Genomic DNA, 19,854 nt, shown 5'->3' with positions numbered 1-19,854 from the left:
TGCGGGATGATGGACATGGGGCAAAACATCAGTCAAACTCAAATTTCTTGAGAAAACTTCAGGAAAATTGAAATATGGCGATCAAGATCGAGATGTTGCGATGCTTCTGCACGGTGGCGGAAACGGGCAATCTGGCGGATGCGGCAGACCGGCTGGGCCGTACGCAATCTGCGGTTTCCATGACGCTGAAACAGCTTGAGGCGCATCTGGGCCGCCCCTTGTTTGTCGGAGAGCGCAAAAACCGCCTGACGGATTTGGGTGCCCATGTGCTTCAACTGGGCCAAAGCCAGTTGCGTCAGTTCGATTCGACGCTGGAAACCATCGACATGCTGACCCGCGCGCCGCAAGGCCTGCTGCGGATTGCGGCAGTACCGTCGATGGCGGCATTGGTCTTTCCGCCCCTCGTGCGTCATTTCACCGACCACCATCCGGGGGTGAAGATCGAGCTGCGGGACACCGATACCGAGCAGGTTCTGGACGCCATCGGGCAGGGCTGGGCGGATATCGGGATCGCCTCGTCCAGAAGGCCGGTGAAAGGCACCAAAGTTGCGCCGCTGTTTCAGGACCCGTTCGGGTTGGTGATGTCGGATCATCACCCGTTGGCCTCGGTCTCTGGACCGATCACCATCAGTGACGTGTTTCGCAGCCCGTTTCTGCGCAATGCGCTGTGCGATCAGATACAGTCGCGGCGCATTCAGGACCATCTGGCCAGAATCGATGTCACCGTTCACAACACCCATTCCCTGCTGGCCATGGTCAGCACCGGCAGCTGGGGCACGCTGTTGCCTCAGGCCGCGACTCGGCTTGTCTCATCCGATCTAAAGTTCCGAAAAATCGTTGATCTGCCGGAAACGCGCGAGGTCTTTTTGTACCAGTCCGAAACCACCGCCTGGCCGATGCTGGCGGACGAGGCCGCCGGGGTAATCCGGTCGTCCAGCGCCAAAACATGATTCTTAATGAGATTATTTGTTTTGCCGCGTGAAAATTGACCTGTGTCAAATTCGGTAAGTTTGAAAACTGTTAGCACGGCTGATACGTTTGACATTGTCCAGGACACGGTCGCCAGCACATGAGCCAGATGACCACAAGACGCGCGTTTCTCAGCGCACGCGCACTTCGCGAGGATAAGGACGCGATTCGTCCTCCGGGTGCGGTGGAATCTGGTTTTGTGGATGCCTGTTCCGCATGCGGGGATTGCATAACCGCTTGCCCCGAAGGGATTTTGTCAAAGGACGCCGATGGATACCCGATCCTTGAACTGAATGCCGGTGCCTGTACCTTTTGTGCAGGCTGCGCTGAGGTCTGCGAAACCGATGCGCTGCAGGTTGATCGCGTGCCTGACTGGCCATGGCGCGCCGCCGTACAGGCGACCACGTGCCTGTCGATGAAGGGCATCAGTTGCCGTGTGTGTCAGGACAGTTGCGATGCGCGTGCGATCCGTTTCCAGTTGCAACTGGGCGGGCGTGCGGAACCCGTTCTGGATCAGGACAGTTGCATCGGCTGCGCCGCCTGCGCCTCGGCCTGCCCGGTTGGCGCGGTCGCGCTTGAACGCCCTCAAACACCCAAACCAGAGGTCATCCAATGAACATTTGCGGTTGCCTTGTTCACGTGGCTGCGGATCGAACCGCATCAGCCCGTGCAACCATGACCGAAACCGATGGCGTCGAGGTTCATGCCGAAGCCGAAGATGGCCGTTTCGTTGTTGTCGTCGAAGATACGTCCGACCGATTGGCATCCGAGACGATCATGGATCTGCATCAGATCCCCGGCGTGATTTCACTGACGCTGACCTATCACCATTTCGAAGATCTGGCGGAATCCCCGCCCCAACCCAATGCCCCAAGCCAACCGACCAGCAGGAGGCTCGTCCAATGACTGTTTCTGAATCCCGTCGTACATTCCTCAAGGCATCTGCTGCTGCCGCCACCGCTTCGGCCGCCGGTATCCCGATGGCTGCCGGTCAGGCGAATGCACAGGCCGATGCGCCCGACATCCGCTGGGACAAGGCAGCCTGCCGGTTCTGCGGCACCGGCTGCTCGGTTCTGGTGGGCACCAAGGATGGCCGCGTGGTCGCAACCCAGGGCGACCCGGACGCACCGGTCAACCGGGGCCTGAACTGCATCAAGGGCTATTTCCTGTCCAAGATCATGTACGGTCAGGACCGCCTGACCACGCCGCTGCTGCGCAAGACCAATGGCGAATACGACAAGAATGGCGAGTTCGAGCCGGTCAGCTGGGACGAAGCTTTTGACGTGATGGCCGCCAAGTGGAAAGAGGCCCTGGCCAAGAAAGGCCCGACCAGCGTGGGCATGTTCGGCTCGGGACAGTGGACGGTTTGGGAAGGCTATGCCGCTTCGAAACTGATGAAAGCTGGCTTCCGGTCGAACAATATCGACCCCAATGCGCGGCACTGTATGGCCTCGGCCGTGGTGGGCTTCATGCGCACCTTCGGCATTGACGAGCCGATGGGCTGCTATGACGACCTCGAACACGCGGATACGTTTGTTCTGTGGGGCTCGAACATGGCCGAGATGCACCCGATCCTGTGGTCGCGCCTGACCGACACGCGCCTGACCAAGCCGGGCTGCGAAGTGCATGTGCTGTCGACCTTCGAACATCGCTCGTTCGAGCTGGCCGACAATGGCATCGTGTTCGAACCGCAGACCGATCTGGCGATCCTGAACTATATCGCCAACTACATCATCCAGACCGGCGCAGTGAACGAAGAGTTCGTCAAGAACCACGTCAACATCACCAAGACCGCAACCGATATCGGTTACGGCCTGCGCGACAACAACCCGCTACAGCAAGAGGCTGAGAACCCGAACTCGGGCAAGCTCGAGCCGATCAGCTTTGAGGAATATGCCAAGGCAGTCGAGCCTTACACGCTGGAATACACCGCCGAACTGTCCGGCGTTCCGGCCGACAAGCTGGAGAAACTGGCCAAGCAATATGCCGACCCGAACCGCAAGGTCATGAGCCTTTGGACCATGGGCTTCAACCAGCATACCCGCGGGTCCTGGGTGAACTCGCTGATGTATAACGTCCACCTGCTGGTGGGTAAGATTTCGGAACCCGGCAACTCGCCCTTCTCGCTGACAGGTCAGCCCTCGGCATGCGGGACAGCGCGCGAGGTTGGTACCTTTGCCCACCGTCTGCCCGCTGACATGGTGGTGGCAAATGATGAGCACCGGAAAATCTGTGAAACCGCGTGGAATATCCCTGAAGGAACCATTCCGCCCAAGCCCGGTTTCCACGCGGTTCTGCAGCACCGCAAACTCAAGGATGGCGACCTGAACGCCTATTGGGTGCAGTGCAACAACAACATGCAGGCCGCGCCGAATATCAACGAGGAAGGTTATCCCGGTTACCGCAACCCGGAAAACTTCATCACCGTGTCCGATCCCTATCCGACGGTCACTGCCGTATCCGCCGACCTGATCCTGCCCACCGCCATGTGGGTTGAAAAGGAAGGTGCCTATGGCAACGCCGAACGCCGCACCCAGTTCTGGCGGCAGCAGGTGAAAGCGCCGGGTGAGGCGAAATCGGACCTGTGGCAGTTGATGGAATTCTCCAAACGCTTCACCGTCGAAGAGGTCTGGGGCGAGGAACTGCTGGCCAAGATGCCTGAACATCGCGGCAAGACCATGTTCGACGTGCTTTACGCAAACGGACAGGTCGATAAGTTCCCGCTGTCCGAAACCGCCGAAGGTTTCGACAATGACGATGCGGAACATTTCGGGTTCTACGTTCAGAAAGGTCTGTTCGAAGAATATGCCGAGTTTGGGCGCGGACATGCGCACGATCTGGCCCCGTTCGAGATGTACCATCAGGCGCGCGGCATGCGCTGGCCGGTCGTGGACGGCAAGGAAACGCTGTATCGCTTCCGCGAAGGCTATGACCCTTATGTGTCCGAAGGTGCGGGCGTCGAATTCTATGGTCACAAGGATGGCAAGGCCAAGATCATCTTTGCGCCGTTCGAACCCGCTGCAGAGGTGCCGGATGAAGAATATGATCTGTGGCTGTCCACCGGTCGGGTTCTGGAGCACTGGCACTCGGGTTCGATGACCCGCCGTGTGCCGGAACTGCACCGCGCCTATCCGAATGCGGTCGTCTACATGCACCCCGAAGACGCGCGGGATCGTGGTCTGCGGCGCGGGCAGGAAATCGTGCTGTCCACTCGCCGTGGCGAGGTCACAAGCCGGGTCGAGACCCGTGGCCGCAACAAGGTGCCGCGTGGTCTGGTCTTCATGCCCTGGTTTGACGAGCATCAGTTGACCAACAAGCTGACGCTGGACGCGACCTGCCCGCTGTCGAAAGAGACCGACTTCAAGAAATGCGCCTGTAAGGTCGAGCGCGCGTAACCGGCAAGGATCGCAAAGGTCGTCCCCATGTATCCCCTTGTCGACACACCCCTTTCGCCGCAGCGGCGCCGGTTCCTGCAGGACTCGGCGCGGGCGGCGGGCGGCTGCGCAGTCGCCGGGCTCGGGCTGGCGTGGCTGGCCCGCGATGCCCGTGCCCTGCCGGCCGAGGCATTGCGCCCGCCCGGTGCGCTGCCGGAAAAGGAGTTTCTGTCGGCCTGCATTCGCTGTGGGCTCTGCGTGCGGGATTGTCCTTACGATACGTTGAAACTGGCTGAGTTAGGATCTGATGCTGCGGCAACGGGCACACCCTATTTCACTGCCCGTGATGTGCCCTGTGAAATGTGCGACGACATTCCGTGCGTCGCGGCCTGTCCGACAGGGGCGCTGGATCCGGGTCTGCAAAACATCGACGACGCCGAAATGGGCGTTGCGGTGCTGGTCGATCAGGAGAACTGCCTGAACTTCCTCGGCCTGCGCTGCGATGTCTGCTATAGGGTCTGCCCCGTCATTGACGAGGCGATCACACTGGAAACCGCGCATAACACCCGCTCGGGCCACCATGCGCTGTTCATTCCAACGGTTCACGCTGACCGCTGCACCGGCTGCGGTGTGTGTGAGAAAAGCTGCGTTCTTCCCGATGCGGCGATCAAGGTCCTGCCCACCCGACTGGCGCGCGGCAGCAGCGCGGATCACTACCGCAAAGGCTGGGAAGAGAAAGAGGCCAGGGGCGCCCCCTTGGTCGAGGGTCTGATCGATCTGCCCGATCGCCTGCCGGGACCGGGGATCGACAATCTGGCTACACCCGGCGGGTTCGAGCCCGGATACGCTCTGCCGGGGGCAGGGCAATGAGCGCGCGCACCCATATGCCTGTCGGGCGTGAGGCCATCGAGGCCAAGGGCTGGATCGGCGCACATAAGTTCTTGCTGTTGCGCCGTAGCAGCCAGCTGTTGTTTCTGGCGCTGTTCCTTCTGGGGCCATGGTTCGGCATCTGGATCGTTCAGGGCACGTTGGCCGGGTCGCTGACCCTTGGCGTCTTGCCGCTGACCGACCCGTTTGTTCTGATGCAGAGCCTGATTGCAGGCCATTGGCCCGAATTGACGGCCCTGATCGGCGCGGTAATCGTGCTGGTCGCCTATGCGCTGATCGGAGGCAGGGTCTATTGTTCCTGGGTGTGTCCCATCAACCCTGTGACCGACGCGGCCAACTGGCTGCACCGCAAGCTGGACCTGCCCAAAGGCTGGCAACCCAAACGCGGAACCCGCCTGTGGGTGCTGGCCACGGTCCTGATCGTCTCGGGGCTGGGCGGTGTGATTGCGTGGGAACTGGTGAACCCGATCACCATGCTGCATCGCGGATTGATCTTTGGCATGGGCTTTGTCTGGGCCATGGTTGCGGCCATCTTCGTCTTTGACCTTTTCGTTTCGCGCCATGGCTGGTGTGGGCACCTGTGTCCGGTTGGTGCGTTCTACGGCCTGATCGGAACCAAAAGCCTGCTGCGGGTCAGCGCCCACAACCGCGTTGCCTGTGACGATTGCATGGATTGCTATGCGGTCTGCCCCGAAAATCAGGTGATCTCGCCCGCTCTCAAGGGCAAACCGGGATCCAGCCCGCTGATCCTGTCGCCCGACTGTACCAATTGCGGCCGCTGCATAGATGTCTGCGCGGTCGACGTCTTCAACTTTACTCACCGGTTCGACGACCACTTCACCAAACCCATCCGTCCAGTTGCCGCGCCAGAGACGCGCGCCGCCAGACTTCATTAAGGGAGTGCCAAGATGAAAATATCAATCGTGACAGGTGGAATTGCCCTGATCCCCGTCCTGCTCCTGAGTGGGTTTGCCCTTGCGCAGTCAGCCCAGGTGGAAACGCTGCGGGGTGCGGATGTGGATGAGCTGATCCCGCTTGATCAGATCCACAAGAATGTCGAAGGGCGCATGCAGCGCAACTATCGCCAGCAACCTCCGCTGATCCCGCATTCGATCGAACAGTACCAGATCGACATCCGCACCAATCAGTGCCTGTCCTGCCATGACTGGACTAAAGCGGGTGAGCGTAACGCGCCGACCCTGTCGATGACCCACTATCTGGATCGCGAAGGGCGCGAGTTGGATCAGATCGCGGGCACCCGGTATTTCTGCAACCAGTGCCACGTGCCGCAGGCGGATGCTCCGCCGCTGGTCGAAAACGTGTTTCAGCCGTCCTCGGGCAACTAATCCAACCCACAAGAAAATAAAGGAGCACCAATATGGCAGCATCTCCTGAAAAACGCGGTTGGATCCGCCGCCTCTGGTCCTGGATATGGACCCCGGCTGTGGCCTTCAGTTCCGGGTTCCTGATTCTGGCGGGTTTTCTGGCCGGTATCCTGTTCTGGGGTGGGTTCCACTGGACACTGGAACTGACCAATACCGAGGAATTCTGCGTCTCGTGCCACACGATGGAAACCAACCTGGGCGAATATCGCGAGACCATCCACTATAACAACCACTCTGGCGTGCGGGCGATCTGTTCCGACTGCCACGTGCCGCACGAGTGGAATCACAAGATCAAGGCCAAGATCATGGCCGTGAAGGACGTGTATCACGAACTGGCCGGGACCATCAGCACGCCTGAGAAATACGAGGCGCATCGCATCAGCATGGCCTCGGCGGTCTGGAAGAAGATGAAGGCGTCGGACAGCCGCGAATGCCGGAACTGCCACAACTTCGACTATATGGACTTCACCATTCAGGAAACCCGCGCCGCATCCGAGCATCAGCGCGCCATCGACAACAACATGACCTGCATCGACTGCCATCAGGGCATCGCGCACAGCCTGCCGCCCAATTACCTTGAGACCTACGAGGATGTAACGGCCGAACTGGAAGGCAAAGCACCGTTGCAGCAGCACGCAACCGCCGACAGCGACGAAATCCGGTCATTCCTGTCCACGCGGACCGATTGAGAAGGGGCGAGATATGCTTGATATTCTGGGAACCATCGGCGGCAATATCCTAAGCTTGCCGGGTATTCTTGGCCTCGCCCTTGGCATGATGACCCGCCGTCTGTGGCTGGGCGCAACGTTGGGCGGTCTGGTCGGTGTGGCCGAAACCCTGGTATTTGCCGGGTTTCAGTTCGCCCATGTCGAAGCGCTGGAACTGATGATTGCTATCGTGGTTGGCGTTTGTGCAGGCAGCGTCGGCACGATGATCCGGCTGAAAGGCGCGACCGTCTGACGGCGTTCTACCCCGGGTAAACAACAGATTGATGTCAGACGCTCCGGACTGCGGTCCGGGGCGTTTTTCTGTCAGGTCCGTGATTTTCCATAATGACGGAAATCTCGGCATAATGACGAATATGACGTGCTTTTCGTCAAGATACCCCCTGCGAAATGACCATCCTCTGCGCCACTCTTGAAGGAAAACCAGAAAGAGGAGGCACGCAATGTCCTGGACTGTTTGCGTCGTAGGGGCTGGCAAGATCGGGCAGATGATCGCCACGCTTCTGAAAGGATCACCGAATTACAGCGTCACCGTCGCAGATCACGATCTGAAAGCGCTGGGCGAGGTTGCAAAGCTGGGCGTGGCCACCAAGCAGATCGATGCGAAAGACGCTGAGGGGCTGGCCGAGGGGCTGGATGGCTTCGACGCCGTCATCTCAGCAGCCCCGTTCTTTCTGACCCCGACCATTGCCAAAGCGGCCAAACAGGCAGGCGCGCATTACTTTGACCTGACCGAGGATGTCGCGGCCACCAACGCGGTGCGCGAACTGGCCGACGGAAGCCAAACCGCCTTCATGCCGCAATGCGGTCTGGCACCCGGATTTGTCGGTATCGCGGGCGCGTCGCTGGCGGCGGAATTCGACCAGATCGACAGTCTGCACATGCGGGTGGGGGCCTTGCCGCTTTTTCCCACCAACGCGCTGAAATACAATCTGACATGGTCCACGGACGGGTTGATCAACGAATACTGCAACCCCTGCGATGCCATCGTGAATGGTGAACGCGTCAAGACCGCACCGCTGGAAGACTATGAGGTGCTGGGCCATGACGGGGTGGAATACGAATGTTTCAACACCTCCGGCGGTCTGGGGACATTGCCGGAAACGCTGGAGGGCAAGGCGCGGGCGGTCTCCTATCGCTCGATCCGCTATCCGGGCCATTGTGATATCCTGAAACTGCTGCTGCACGATCTGGGGCTGGAACGCCGCCGCGATTTGCTGAAAGAGATCTTCGAGGCCGCCCTGCCGCGCACCGATCAGGATGTGGTGTTGGTTTATTGCACGGCCAAAGGCATGATCGACGGAGCGCTGCGCGAGAAATCCCTTATCAACAAAAGTTTCGCCCGCGAGATCAACGGACAGGTCTGGAGCGCCATTCAGGTCACCACCGCCGCAGGTGTTCTGGGCGTCGTTGATCTGATGCGCACCGGCGTGCTGCCGTCGACCGGATTTGTCCGACAAGAGCAGGTGAACCTGTCCGATTTCCTGAACACCGAATTTGGCCGGCTCTACCGGGCGGGCGATGTAACCCCACAGAACAAGGCGGCCTGAGATATGAAAGACGTTGTGATGACTGCAGAAACCACTCTGGCAAACCTCGACCTGACTGCTGCCGAGTTGACGGGCGGCACGCTGACCGTGCGATCCCCGATTGACGGGCGCGTTCTGGCCGAGTTGCACGAAACCCCGGCCTCTGAGATGGAGACCATCTTTGCCAATGCCAAAACCGCGTTCAAGGCGTGGCGCACCGTGCCAGCCCCGCGCCGGGGTGAGTTGATCCGACTGCTGGGCGAAGAACTGCGCGCCGCCAAGGACGACCTGGGCGCGCTGGTCAGTTGGGAGGCGGGCAAGATTACGTCCGAAGGTCTGGGCGAAGTGCAGGAGATGATCGATATCTGCGACTTTGCCGTTGGCCTCTCGCGGCAGCTGTACGGTCTGACCATCGCGTCCGAACGCCCCGGCCACCGGATGATGGAGACGTGGCATCCGGCGGGGCCGGTTGGCGTGATCTCGGCCTTCAACTTCCCGGTTGCGGTCTGGTCGTGGAACGCGGCACTGGCAATTGTCTGCGGCGATCCGGTGATCTGGAAACCGTCCGAAAAATCGCCGCTGACGGCAATGGCCTGTCAGAAAATATTCGAACGCGCACTGGCCCGGTTTGGTGACGCGCCTGACAACCTGCTGCAAACCCTGATCGGCGGTGCCGCGCTGGGCGAGGCGCTGGTGGCCAGTGAAGACGTGCCGGTGATCTCGGCCACCGGCTCGACCCGCATGGGCCGCGCAGTTGCGCCCATCGTCGCGGCGCGGTTCGGCAAGTGCATTCTGGAACTGGGCGGCAACAACGCGATGATCGTTGGCCCCTCGGCGGATCTGGAAATGGCGGTGCGGGCGATTGTGTTCTCGGCTGTCGGAACGGCGGGGCAACGCTGTACGACGCTGCGGCGGTTGATCGTGCATAACTCGATCAAGGATGAACTGGTTGCGCGCCTCAAGAAAGCCTATGCCGGTCTTCCCATTGGCGATCCGTTGGCCGAAGGGACTTTGGTTGGCCCCTTGGTGGACGAGGCATCGGGTGCCGCGATGACTGCTGCGCTGAAGGCGGCTGAGTCCGAAGGCGGCACCGTGTTTGGTGGCAAACGCGTGACCGCAGGGGTGCCTGGCGGTGTCTACATGGAACCTGCCATTGTAGAGATGCCCGGTCAGACAGACGTGGTTAAAACCGAAACCTTCGCCCCGATCCTCTATGTGATGGGCTATGACGAATTCGATCACGCGCTGGACTTGCAAAACGACGTCCCGCAGGGCCTGTCCTCGTGCGTGTTCACTCTGAACATGCGCGAGGCCGAGCAATTCCTGGCCGCAGCTGGATCGGATTGCGGCATCGCCAACGTGAATATCGGGCCGTCCGGGGCCGAGATTGGCGGTGCCTTCGGGGGCGAAAAAGAAACCGGTGGCGGGCGCGAAAGCGGCTCGGATGCCTGGAAAGCCTATATGCGCCGTCAGACCAATACCGTGAATTATTCGGCGGAACTGCCGCTGGCGCAGGGCGTCAAGTTCGACATCTGATCACGGTCCCGGCGGTGCGGATCGTGCCGCCGGGCCTTAGTCTGAAAACAGGTAATCCAGCTTCATGATGGACTGCGCCTTGTCGCTTTCCACACCCAGAAAGCGGGCAATGGCGGCCTCATTTTCGGCGCGGTCGGCGCTTTCGCGCAGGCGCAGATAGCCATCGATCCCGGCCTCGCGGATTTGCTGGGATTCATAGGCCAGATCATTGCGCAAGGTGGGCAACAGGCGGGAAACCGTCTCAGCCGGGCTGTTTTCACCCGCCAGCCCGACGCGGCGGGCGTGGCCAATCAGGTAGTCGTCGGAATAGTCGCACTCGATCTCCAGCACATGAGTCTTGGCCGCGTCACCGCAGAAATCCTGAATGACGTCCAGATTGGACGGGTCCAGACACAGCGCCAGTTGGTTTGACCCGAAATGCTGAAACAGCATTTGGACAACCGCCCGGCGATGGCGCGAGCGTTTGTTGAGCGTCGTCTCGATCCCACCCAGATCGGGCAGGGGCGTGTCCTGTTCGTTGAACAGATACTCGACGCACGGGATGTCGGTTTCCGAGGCGATCTGATCCACCAGCCGTTTGGCCACGTGCCACTTTTTGCAGACGATCAGGAAAAGTTCACGCTCGGGACCCAGCGTATTTCCGGCCTCCCAGAACCGCTGCCCGAACCGGCGGCCCACGCGGCCCCGCCCGGTCAGGAAGGCGTACAGGTTGCGCCCCTCATCCGAGATAGGGAACTCGACGCCAGTGCTGGCATACAGCGCGCCCAGCCGGTCCTTCAACTCATGCGCCTCGGGGCTGATCTTGCGGGCAAACAGATAGTTCTGCCCCAGCAGCATGTCGAAATGATCGTTGTAGAACGTCACCGGCATTCCGTAATCCGAGAACATCAGGAAGGTCGGCGTGCGGTTTTCGATCTCACCCTTCGGGATCAGATGACGGACAAGCGTCTGAAAGAAGGTTTCATCCGGGATCCAGGTGGTCGAGAAGAACCGGATCACGTCGCGACGCTGTTGCAAGAACTCAAGGATCATTTCGACCGTGCGGCGGCGCAGGCACCACCATTGGCTGCCGATCATGACTTGTAAGTCTTCGGGAATCTCACGGATCAGTTTGAAACGCTTTTGCAGCTCATAAGCGGCATAGAACCGTTTGGCCTGCGTGCGTTCGTTGAAATAGTGGCGATAGATCAGCCGGTCTTCTTTCATCCCGGTCTTGATCCAGTTGCTGGCAAAGAAATCGTGGCTTTCGATGAAATCCCTGTCCTGCTCGTCCAGAAAATTATGCGTGTATTCCGCTGTCTTGATCGCCATGCAATCGCCCGACAGCATGTAGAAATGGGTGGCCCGGGGGAATGTCTCGACAGCCGCTTGCAGCGCATAAAGCGTGGCCTGCACCAAAGACCACTCACCCCAACCGCATTTGATGCGCTTGTCGGCGAAGGTGACATTCGGGTTGCCCTTCAGCGCGGTGCGGATCTTGTCATAATCCGCCTCACGCGCGCGGGCATCGAAATGGATCGCCATGCAATCGCCGGCGGCGGTCAGCTGCTCGGCCTGCGCGATGATCGCGTCAGGGTCTTTGTGGCACAGCAGGATATAGGCAATCTTTGCCATTTGGTGTCGCGATTTCCGTTTTTGCCCGATTGCACCTGTGATACTGAGGATGAGCGATTGAATAAACAGAGTATTTTTGGTTTTTTGATTTCAAAAGCTGGCCTATCAACCTGATACCCGACCAGCATAGGAGGCACGCAGATGGGGTTTCCCGGCACCTGGATGACCGAGAGCGAAAGCATGGTTTACCGTGTGGTGCCGAAATGCGCGTGCTCGACCATTGGTCAGATCATGTATTACTCGGATCACGGGCAGTTCTTTGACGGCGATATCCACGACGCCAAGGACGGGATGCACAAATGGGCCTTCGATCAAAGCCAGGGTATGATCGCGGAAAATGTGCGCAATCACGGGTCGTATTCCTTTACCTGTGTGCGCAATCCGTACACCCGGATTCTGAGTTCCTTTTTCGACAAGATTTGCGGCATCCAGCGCAATGGCAAGAGGTATCGGGGCAATCTGGTGCCGACGCTGGTGTATAATTACGGGATCGAAGTGGGCGGAGATGATGGCAAGGGTGAGTTCGACCAGATCGCCAGCTTCCGCCGGTTCCTGCTGTTTGCCCGCGATACGATCCGCTGGCGGCGCCCGATGGATCCGGATATTCACTGGTCCGCCATGTCGGGGCATGTGTCGACCTTCATCGTGAATGGCGGGCGGTATGATCGCATCTTTTGGACCGAAAAGTTCAACGATGGGATGCAGGGCGTGCTGGACAGTCTTGAGACCCCACACGCCATTGATCTGTCCGCAATCCCCCGTTTCAACGAATCCGAAGGCCACGGCCCCAAACGCGCGCATCCGGTCGAGGACTATTTCGACGATCTATCGATGCATCTGGTCTATGAAATCTACAAACAGGATTTCGAGCTGTTCAAATACGATTTCGAAAACCCGGCCAACAAGATGCCCGTGGGTGAGATCGATCTGGACGAAGTGCACGCCAAGCTGGGTGATTGAGCGGCGATCGGTATCCCCGGCAGCGATACATCTGCCCGGAACATGGTTTGCAGATGAGCGTCTGCTTCTAGTCCAAAGTTGCTTCAAATTTGAAAGTGGATAGTGTCGCGGGACAATGGGAAAGCAATTTTGAAGCAGAGTATTCGACAATCGCAAAAACAAGTCTGTGCGGACCTTGAACTCAAAACTTGCGAAGCCTTCGATGGGGACAAAGTAGGTGTTTCACAATCTGCACTAGAGGGGCTGATGCCACTTAACGGGCTTCGTCATCCGCCGACATCAGGTGTAAGTGGTTGGTATCTTTGGGGTGGAGTAGAGCTTTCAGATGCTGCTGATTTCTTTAAACCGATGCATCTAGCTCACCTTGAAACCCGATGCGAACTCAGTCTTAAGTTTCTGATTCTTCCACCCGGTTGGCGCTTCCTCACTGACGGAACTTACGAGGATGTCTGGTTCGATCCGGCCTTGCTTGAAATCGAAGACTGAAAGCCTCCTGAGACTCGAACGTTAGCTTAATCCCACAAATGAACAAAAACGGCCCACCGGACAGGTAGACCGTTTTTTAGTTGAGCGGTTTCCAACTCAAACCTGACGCACCGCCCCTTTGGCGGCGCTGGTGGTCAGCTTGGCATAGGCTTTCAGCGCGGTAGAGACCTTGCGCTTGCGCGGCTCTGCCGGTTCCCAGCCCTTTTCGTCCTGCTCTGCGCGACGTGTGGCCAGTTCCTCATCCGACACCGCCAGATGGATCGAGCGTTTGGGGATGTCGATCTCGATCCTGTCACCCTGACGCACCAGACCGATCACGCCGCCTTCGGCGGCCTCGGGTGAGACATGGCCGATGGACAAGCCCGACGTGCCGCCCGAGAAACGGCCATCGGTCAGCAGCGCGCAGGCTTTGCCCAGACCTTTGGATTTCAGATACGAGGTCGGATACAGCATTTCCTGCATGCCCGGCCCGCCACGCGGACCTTCGTAGCGGATGACGACCACGTCGCCCTCTTTCACCTTGCCGGTCAGGATGTCACTGACCGCCTGATCCTGGCTTTCGCAGACATAAGCCGAGCCGGTGAAGGTCAGGCTGCTGGCATCCACACCTGCTGTTTTCACGATACAGCCGTCCCGGGCGATGTTGCCGAACAGCACCGCAAGGCCTCCGTCCTGAGAAAACGCGTGCTCCTTGGACCGGATCACACCGCCTTCGCGGTCGGTATCCAACTCCTTGTACCGGTTCGACTGGCTGAACGCCTGTGTGGTGCGCACACCGCCGGGGGCAGCTTTGAACAACTCCCGCGCGGCGGGGTTGTTGGCGATCTTGATGTCCCAATTGGCAATCGCCTCGCCCATGGTTGGCGTGTGCACCGTGCTGCAATGTTCGTGGAACAACCCGGCGCGGCTAAGCTCGCCAAGGATCGAGAAGATGCCACCGGCGCGGTGGACGTCCTCCATATGCACGTTCTCGGTGTTGGGCGCGACCTTACACAGGCAGGGGACATTGCGGCTGAGGCGGTCCATGTCGGACATGGTGAAATCGACGCCGCCTTCGTGGGCGATGGCCAGCAGGTGCAGAACCGTGTTGGTTGACCCGCCCATAGCGATATCCAGGCTCATCGCGTTCTCAAATGCATCGAAGGTTGCGATTTCGCGCGGCAGGAAGCCTTTTTCGTCCAGCTCATAATGCCGCTTGGTGATCTCGACGATGCGCCGACCAGCCTCAAGGAACAGGTTCTTGCGGTCTGCATGGGTGGCGAGGGTCGAGCCGTTGCCCGGCAGCGCCAGACCCAGCGCCTCGGCCAGACAGTTCATCGAGTTCGCGGTGAACATGCCCGAGCATGACCCGCAGGTGGGGCAGGCGTTTTCTTCGATATGCTGCACCTGCTCATCGGTAAAGCGGTCATCAGCGGCGGCGACCATGGCATCCACAAGGTCGATCTTTTTGGCGTCCAGATCGGCAATATCGATCTTGCCCGCCTCCATCGGCCCGCCCGAGACGAAAATGGCCGGGATATTCAGGCGCATCGCGGCCATCAGCATACCCGGGGTGATCTTGTCGCAGTTCGAGATGCAGACCATCGCATCGGCACAGTGGGCATTGACCATATATTCAACGCTGTCGGCGATCACCTCGCGTGAGGGCAGCGAATACAGCATACCGTCATGGCCCATGGCGATGCCGTCATCCACGGCGATGGTGTTGAATTCCTTGGCGACGCCGCCTGCGGCCTCAACCTCGCGCGCGACCATCTGGCCCAGATCCTTCAGGTGGACGTGGCCTGGCACAAATTGCGTGAACGAGTTGACGATGGCGATGATCGGCTTGCCGAAATCGTCATCCTGCATGCCGGTGGCGCGCCACAGGCCACGGGCGCCGGCCATGTTGCGGCCATGGGTGGAGGTTCTGGATCGGTACATTGGCATGATGCTGTTTCCCTATTGCCTCGGGTTGCATTGCGTCGAGATTGTGCGTTATAGCGCACGTATCACATGTGCGCTATAACGCACAAGGGGATTCGAAAGACAGCGATATGGCACCGGACGACATTACTCTGAAACTACGGGATGTGCGCGCGGCCTCGGGGCTGAGCCTGTCGAAAGTGGCTGAAATGACCGGTGTCAGCAAAGCCATGCTGGGCCAGATCGAACGGGGCGAATCCAGCCCGACCATTGCGACCCTGTGGAAGATCGCCAAGGGGTTCCAACTTCCGCTGAGCGCGTTGATCGGGTCGTCCGTTCTGCGCGATCCGGCCAATGCGGGCGTGTTCCAGACCGTCACCTTCCCCGGCAGTATCGAGGTCAAGATCGTATTTCCTTTCGACCCGGCGCTGGGCGCGGAAACCTTTCACGTCCAGCTTGCCCCCAACCAAAGCCACGAGTCCCCCCCCCACGCCGCCGGCGTCACCGAAGAGGTCTTTGTCCTCAGCGGAGATCTGGAGATTCTGCGCGATGGGGAATGGCTGCCCTTGCAGACCGGGCAGGGCCTGCGCTTTGCCGCCGATCTGGCGCATGGATACCGGGCCGGTGCCCAAGGGGCAGCTTTTCTGAATATGCACCACTATTCGCAACAGCCTGACCATCTGAACGGAACCTGACCGCATGACCGCCTTGCTGGAAACCCTGACCATCGTGGACGCCATCGGGTCCTTCGGGGCGCTGATCGTGGTGGCGGCCTATTTTGCAACGCAGATGCGGATGATGAATTCCGACGATCTGACCTTTCCGGTCGTGAACCTGTTGGGCTCGGTGCTGATCGTCTATTCGCTGGTGCATAATTTCAACCTTGCCTCGATGCTGATCGAAGGGTTCTGGATTCTGATCAGTCTGATCGGGATTATTCAGCATTTTCGCCTGCGCCGGGCGTCAGAATAGGCCTATCCAGCCTTGAACCCCTATCCTGCCGGGTATAGGGAAAATTCAAGCTCGCTGAGGAGAGGCTTTGATGCAGGACGATCCGAAAACCCTGGTATCTACCGAATGGCTGGCCGCACATATCAAGAACCCGGATCTGCGGATTCTGGACGGGTCGTGGTATCTGCCTGCGCAGAACCGTGACGCCAGGGCCGAATATGAGGCGGGCCACATTCCCGGCGCGCGCTTCTTCGACATTGACGAGATTTCCGACCACCGTTCGGATCTGCCGCATATGGCACCGCCGGTGGAAAAGTTCATGTCGCGCCTGCGGGCCATGGGCGTGGGTGACGGCCATCAGGTGGTGGTCTATGACGGCGCGGGGCTTTTCTCGGCGGCGCGGGTCTGGTGGCTGTTCCGCCTGATGGGGCAAGAGAACGTCGCCGTGCTGGATGGCGGTCTGCCCAAGTGGCAAGCCGAAGAACGTGAGATCGAGGATCTGCCCCCCGTTATTCGCGACCGCCACATGACCGTACGGGTGCAGAACCAGATGGTGCGCGATGTTACGCAGGTCTCTGCTGCTGCCAAGCTGGCCGATCACCAGATCATCGATGCCCGTTCCGCCGCCCGTTTCGCCGGAACCGAGGCCGAGCCGCGCGAAGGCTTGCGCTCGGGCCATATTCCGGGATCGCACAACGTGCCCTTTGGCGACCTGCTGAATGGGGACGGCACGATGAAATCGCCCGACGATTGCCGTGCCGTGTTCGAGGCCGCAGGCGTCGACCTGTCGAAACCTGCGATCACCAGTTGCGGGTCAGGCGTGACCGCCGCAATCCTCAGCCTTGCGCTCGAGCGCATGGGCAAGAAAGACCACTCGCTTTATGACGGCTCCTGGGCGGAATGGGGTGCCTTCCCGACCCTGCCCGTCGCAACCGGAGAGACCTGATGTTCGAGAACCTCAAACCGCAGCCCGCCGACAAGATTCTGGCGCTGATGCAGATGTACCGCGAAGACCCGCGCGATCAGAAGATCGACCTGGGCGTGGGCGTCTACAAGAATGCCGAGGGCGTAACCCCGGTGATGCGTGCGGTCAAAGCCGCTGAACAGCGCATCTGGCAAGAGCAGGAGAGCAAGGCCTATACTGGTCTGGCCGGTGATCCGGCCTATTCGGATGCGATGATCGGCCTGATCCTTGGCAATGCAGTTCCGCGCGGCAATATCGCCGCCGTGGCGACCCCCGGCGGCACCGGCGCGTGTCGGCAGGCGTTTGAGATGATCCGTATGGCCAACCCCTCGGCCCGTGTATTTGTGTCGAACCCGACATGGCCCAACCACCTGTCGATCCTGAACTATCTGGGGATGGAGACGGTCCAGTACCGCTATTTCGACGGCGAAACGCGCGGCGTTGATTTCGATGGCATGATCGAGGACCTGAAAACCGCCACCGCAGGCGATGTGGTTCTGCTGCATGGTTGTTGCCACAACCCGACCGGTGCAAACCTGAACATGGTGCAATGGCAAGAGGTCGTGAACCTGATCAACGAGCGTGGCCTTGTGGCGATGATCGACATTGCCTATCAGGGTTTTGGCGACGGGCTTGAAGAAGACGCACAGGCAACCCGCCTGGTGGCCTCGTCCGTCAAGCGCTGCCTGATCGCGGCGTCCTGTTCGAAGAATTTCGGCGTTTATCGCGAGCGTACCGGCCTGCTGATGGCAATCAGCGATGATCCGGCGCAGACGGCGTTGAATCAAGCGACCCTGGCCTTCCTCAACCGTCAGAACTATTCCTTCCCGCCCGATCACGGTGCGCGGGTTGTGACCACGATCCTGAACGACGACGCCCTGCGTGCCGATTGGGCCGCCGAGTTGGAAGAGGTGCGCCTGTCCATGCTGGGCCTGCGTCAGCAACTGGCCGACGAATTGCAACGCCTGACAGGATCGGACCGCTTTGGCTTTGTCGCCCAGCATCGGGGCATGTTCTCGCGTCTTGGTGCCGCGCCGGAACTGGTCGAGAAACTGCGCGCCGATCACGGCATCTACATGGTTGGCGACAGCCGCCTGAACATCGCCGGTCTGAACGCAACAACCGTGCCGATTCTGGCACAGGCGATTGTTGACGTTGGGGTTTAGTCCAAACTACATTCCAAAAAGAAACCCGGGCACGAGCGCCCGGGTTTTTTTGTTGAGCAGATTGCAGCTTAGCCTTTCGAGAACTCCGGGTAGGCTTCCATACCCAGTTCTGCCATGTCCAGACCGTTGATCTCGTCTTCTTCGCTGACGCGGATGCCGACGGTTACTTTCAGAACCATCCACAGGATCAGCGCGGCGACGAAGGTGAAGACACCGTAGGCAACGATACCGGTCAGCTGGGTGATCAGGTTGGCCTCGCCGTAGAAGATCACGGCGATGGTGCCCCAGATGCCTGCGAACAGGTGGACCGGGATGGCACCGACCACGTCGTCGATCTTGAACTTGTCCAGCATCGGAACCGCGAAGACCACGATGATACCGCCCACGGCACCGATCCACAGCGCGCCGAACAAGGTCGGGGCCAGCGGTTCAGCAGTGATCGAGACCAGACCGGCCAGCGCGCCGTTCAACACCATGGTCAGGTCGGGCTTTTTATACAGGACCTGGGTCATGATCAGGGCGGCAACTGCACCTGACGCGGCGGCCATGTTGGTGTTGGCGAAGATGCGCGACACGTCGGAGACGTCACCCACGGTGCCCATCGCCAGCTGCGAGCCGCCGTTGAAGCCGAACCAGCCCAGCCACAGGATGAACGTCCCCAAAGTTGCCAGCGCCAGGTTCGAACCGGGCATCGGGTGAACCTTGCCGTCCTTGTACTTGCCGATACGCGGGCCAAGGATCAGACAGCCAGCCAGAGCGGCCCAGCCCCCGACCGAGTGCACGACGGTCGAACCGGCGAAGTCGGAAAAGCCCATGGCGTCCAGCCAGCCGCCGCCCCATTTCCACGACCCCGAAATCGGATACAGGATGCCGGTCAGCACGATGACGAAGATCAGGAAGGGCCACAGCTTGATCCGCTCGGCCACGGCGCCCGACACGATGGACGCGGTCGCAGCCACAAAGACCAGCTGGAAGAAGAAGTCCGAGCCGATCGAGGCATAGTCCAGGGCGGCTTCGGCAGGGTCAACACCCACCGCATCAAGTACCGTCGGACCGCCAAGGGCAAAGAACCCATTGAAGTCGCCCGGATACATCGTGTTGAAGCCGACCAGCCAGTACATGATCGCGGCGCAGGAAAACAGCGCCACGTTCTTGATCATCTGCATGGCCACATTCTTGGACCGCACCAGACCACCTTCCAGCATGGCAAAACCTGCCGCCATGAAGAAGACCAGAAAGCCCGCCATCAGGAACAGCAGGGTGGTAAAGATATACTGGGTGTGCAGCGCGGCCTCGCCTTCTGCGGCTTCTTGCGCCAAACCCATCTGCGGCAGCACGACCAGCGCGGCAGCAGGGATGAGAGATTTCATCAGGTTCATGTGTTTTCCTCGGATTGAGTGTG

General features: G+C 59.8%; 20 protein-coding genes. 17 read left to right on the top strand and 3 right to left on the bottom strand.

Annotated elements, in window-relative coordinates:
- Positions 1–74 precede the first annotated feature (74 nt).
- From ACR0C9_RS20255 to amaB, 11 genes are all read left to right on the top strand, one after another.
- Positions 75–950, top strand: a complete 876-nt coding sequence (locus ACR0C9_RS20255; RefSeq protein WP_170634592.1) for a LysR family transcriptional regulator — start codon at positions 75–77, stop codon at positions 948–950.
- Between the two features lie 119 nt (positions 951–1,069).
- Positions 1,070–1,585 carry a ferredoxin-type protein NapF gene (napF, locus tag ACR0C9_RS20250; protein ID WP_170455946.1) on the top strand — a complete coding sequence of 172 codons (516 nt, stop codon included), beginning with the start codon at positions 1,070–1,072 and terminating at the stop codon, positions 1,583–1,585.
- Complete coding sequence (locus ACR0C9_RS20245; RefSeq protein ID WP_170455944.1) at positions 1,582–1,875, top strand: chaperone NapD; 294 nt, start codon at positions 1,582–1,584, stop codon at positions 1,873–1,875. Before napF ends, ACR0C9_RS20245 begins: the two co-directional genes overlap by 4 nt.
- Positions 1,872–4,364, top strand: a complete 2,493-nt coding sequence (gene napA / locus ACR0C9_RS20240) for a nitrate reductase catalytic subunit NapA (protein ID WP_170524143.1) — start codon at positions 1,872–1,874, stop codon at positions 4,362–4,364. Before ACR0C9_RS20245 ends, napA begins: the two co-directional genes overlap by 4 nt.
- Positions 4,365–4,391: 27 nt before the next feature.
- Positions 4,392–5,213, top strand: coding sequence for a ferredoxin-type protein NapG (gene napG / locus ACR0C9_RS20235; RefSeq protein ID WP_170455940.1), 822 nt, complete (start codon positions 4,392–4,394; stop codon positions 5,211–5,213).
- A complete protein-coding gene (napH, locus tag ACR0C9_RS20230) occupies positions 5,210–6,127 on the top strand; it encodes a quinol dehydrogenase ferredoxin subunit NapH (protein WP_480781907.1) in 918 nt (305 codons plus the stop codon). Before napG ends, napH begins: the two co-directional genes overlap by 4 nt.
- A gap of 12 nt (positions 6,128–6,139) precedes the next feature.
- Entirely contained in the window at positions 6,140–6,577 is a 438-nt protein-coding gene (locus ACR0C9_RS20225; protein ID WP_170455936.1) for a nitrate reductase cytochrome c-type subunit, read from the top strand.
- Positions 6,578–6,609: 32 nt separating this feature from the next.
- Entirely contained in the window at positions 6,610–7,305 is a 696-nt protein-coding gene (locus tag ACR0C9_RS20220) for a NapC/NirT family cytochrome c (RefSeq protein ID WP_480781906.1), read from the top strand.
- Between the two features lie 13 nt (positions 7,306–7,318).
- Complete coding sequence (locus tag ACR0C9_RS20215) at positions 7,319–7,576, top strand: hypothetical protein (RefSeq protein ID WP_480585838.1); 258 nt, start codon at positions 7,319–7,321, stop codon at positions 7,574–7,576.
- 208 nt (positions 7,577–7,784) lie between these two features.
- Positions 7,785–8,891, top strand: a complete 1,107-nt coding sequence (locus tag ACR0C9_RS20210; RefSeq protein ID WP_480781905.1) for a saccharopine dehydrogenase family protein — start codon at positions 7,785–7,787, stop codon at positions 8,889–8,891.
- An 18-nt stretch (positions 8,892–8,909) separates the two neighbouring features.
- Entirely contained in the window at positions 8,910–10,406 is a 1,497-nt protein-coding gene (gene amaB / locus ACR0C9_RS20205) for an L-piperidine-6-carboxylate dehydrogenase (RefSeq protein ID WP_480781904.1), read from the top strand.
- A gap of 36 nt (positions 10,407–10,442) precedes the next feature.
- On the opposite strand, the gene ACR0C9_RS20200 is transcribed toward amaB, so the two are convergent.
- Entirely contained in the window at positions 10,443–12,020 is a 1,578-nt protein-coding gene (locus ACR0C9_RS20200) for a DUF5928 domain-containing protein (RefSeq protein ID WP_170455926.1), read from the bottom strand.
- Between the two features lie 141 nt (positions 12,021–12,161).
- Here ACR0C9_RS20200 and ACR0C9_RS20195 point away from each other — a divergent pair, with 141 nt between their 5' ends.
- Complete coding sequence (locus ACR0C9_RS20195) at positions 12,162–12,980, top strand: sulfotransferase family protein (protein WP_170455924.1); 819 nt, start codon at positions 12,162–12,164, stop codon at positions 12,978–12,980.
- 102 nt (positions 12,981–13,082) lie between these two features.
- Entirely contained in the window at positions 13,083–13,466 is a 384-nt protein-coding gene (locus ACR0C9_RS20190; RefSeq protein WP_480781903.1) for an immunity protein Imm33 domain-containing protein, read from the top strand.
- A 96-nt stretch (positions 13,467–13,562) separates the two neighbouring features.
- Here ACR0C9_RS20190 and ilvD read toward each other — a convergent pair whose 3' ends face one another.
- Positions 13,563–15,395: a dihydroxy-acid dehydratase gene (gene ilvD, locus ACR0C9_RS20185; RefSeq protein ID WP_480781902.1), complete on the bottom strand. Its 1,833-nt coding sequence runs from the start codon at positions 15,393–15,395 to the stop codon at positions 13,563–13,565.
- Between the two features lie 107 nt (positions 15,396–15,502).
- On the opposite strand from ilvD, the gene ACR0C9_RS20180 reads away from it, so the two are divergent.
- The 4 genes from ACR0C9_RS20180 to ACR0C9_RS20165 all read left to right on the top strand — a co-directional run bounded on the left by ACR0C9_RS20180 (position 15,503) and on the right by ACR0C9_RS20165 (position 18,452).
- Positions 15,503–16,066, top strand: a complete 564-nt coding sequence (locus tag ACR0C9_RS20180) for an XRE family transcriptional regulator (RefSeq protein WP_170455918.1) — start codon at positions 15,503–15,505, stop codon at positions 16,064–16,066.
- 4 nt (positions 16,067–16,070) lie between these two features.
- A complete protein-coding gene (locus ACR0C9_RS20175) occupies positions 16,071–16,343 on the top strand; it encodes a CBU_0592 family membrane protein (protein ID WP_170455916.1) in 273 nt (90 codons plus the stop codon).
- A 70-nt stretch (positions 16,344–16,413) separates the two neighbouring features.
- Positions 16,414–17,268 (top strand): 3-mercaptopyruvate sulfurtransferase, encoded by an 855-nt coding sequence (gene sseA / locus ACR0C9_RS20170; RefSeq protein ID WP_480781901.1) that lies wholly within the window; start codon positions 16,414–16,416, stop codon positions 17,266–17,268.
- Positions 17,268–18,452: an amino acid aminotransferase gene (locus ACR0C9_RS20165; protein ID WP_480585860.1), complete on the top strand. Its 1,185-nt coding sequence runs from the start codon at positions 17,268–17,270 to the stop codon at positions 18,450–18,452. The genes sseA and ACR0C9_RS20165 overlap by 1 nt, the downstream gene beginning before the upstream one ends.
- Positions 18,453–18,520: 68 nt before the next feature.
- On the opposite strand, the gene ACR0C9_RS20160 is transcribed toward ACR0C9_RS20165, so the two are convergent.
- Positions 18,521–19,831 (bottom strand): ammonium transporter, encoded by a 1,311-nt coding sequence (locus ACR0C9_RS20160; protein ID WP_480781900.1) that lies wholly within the window; start codon positions 19,829–19,831, stop codon positions 18,521–18,523.
- Between the last annotated feature and the right edge of the window lie 23 nt (positions 19,832–19,854).

This window comes from Ruegeria sp. C12 (assembly GCF_056537745.1).
Note: the sequence above shows the minus strand (reverse complement) of the source record. Positions and strands in the feature narration are given on the sequence as shown.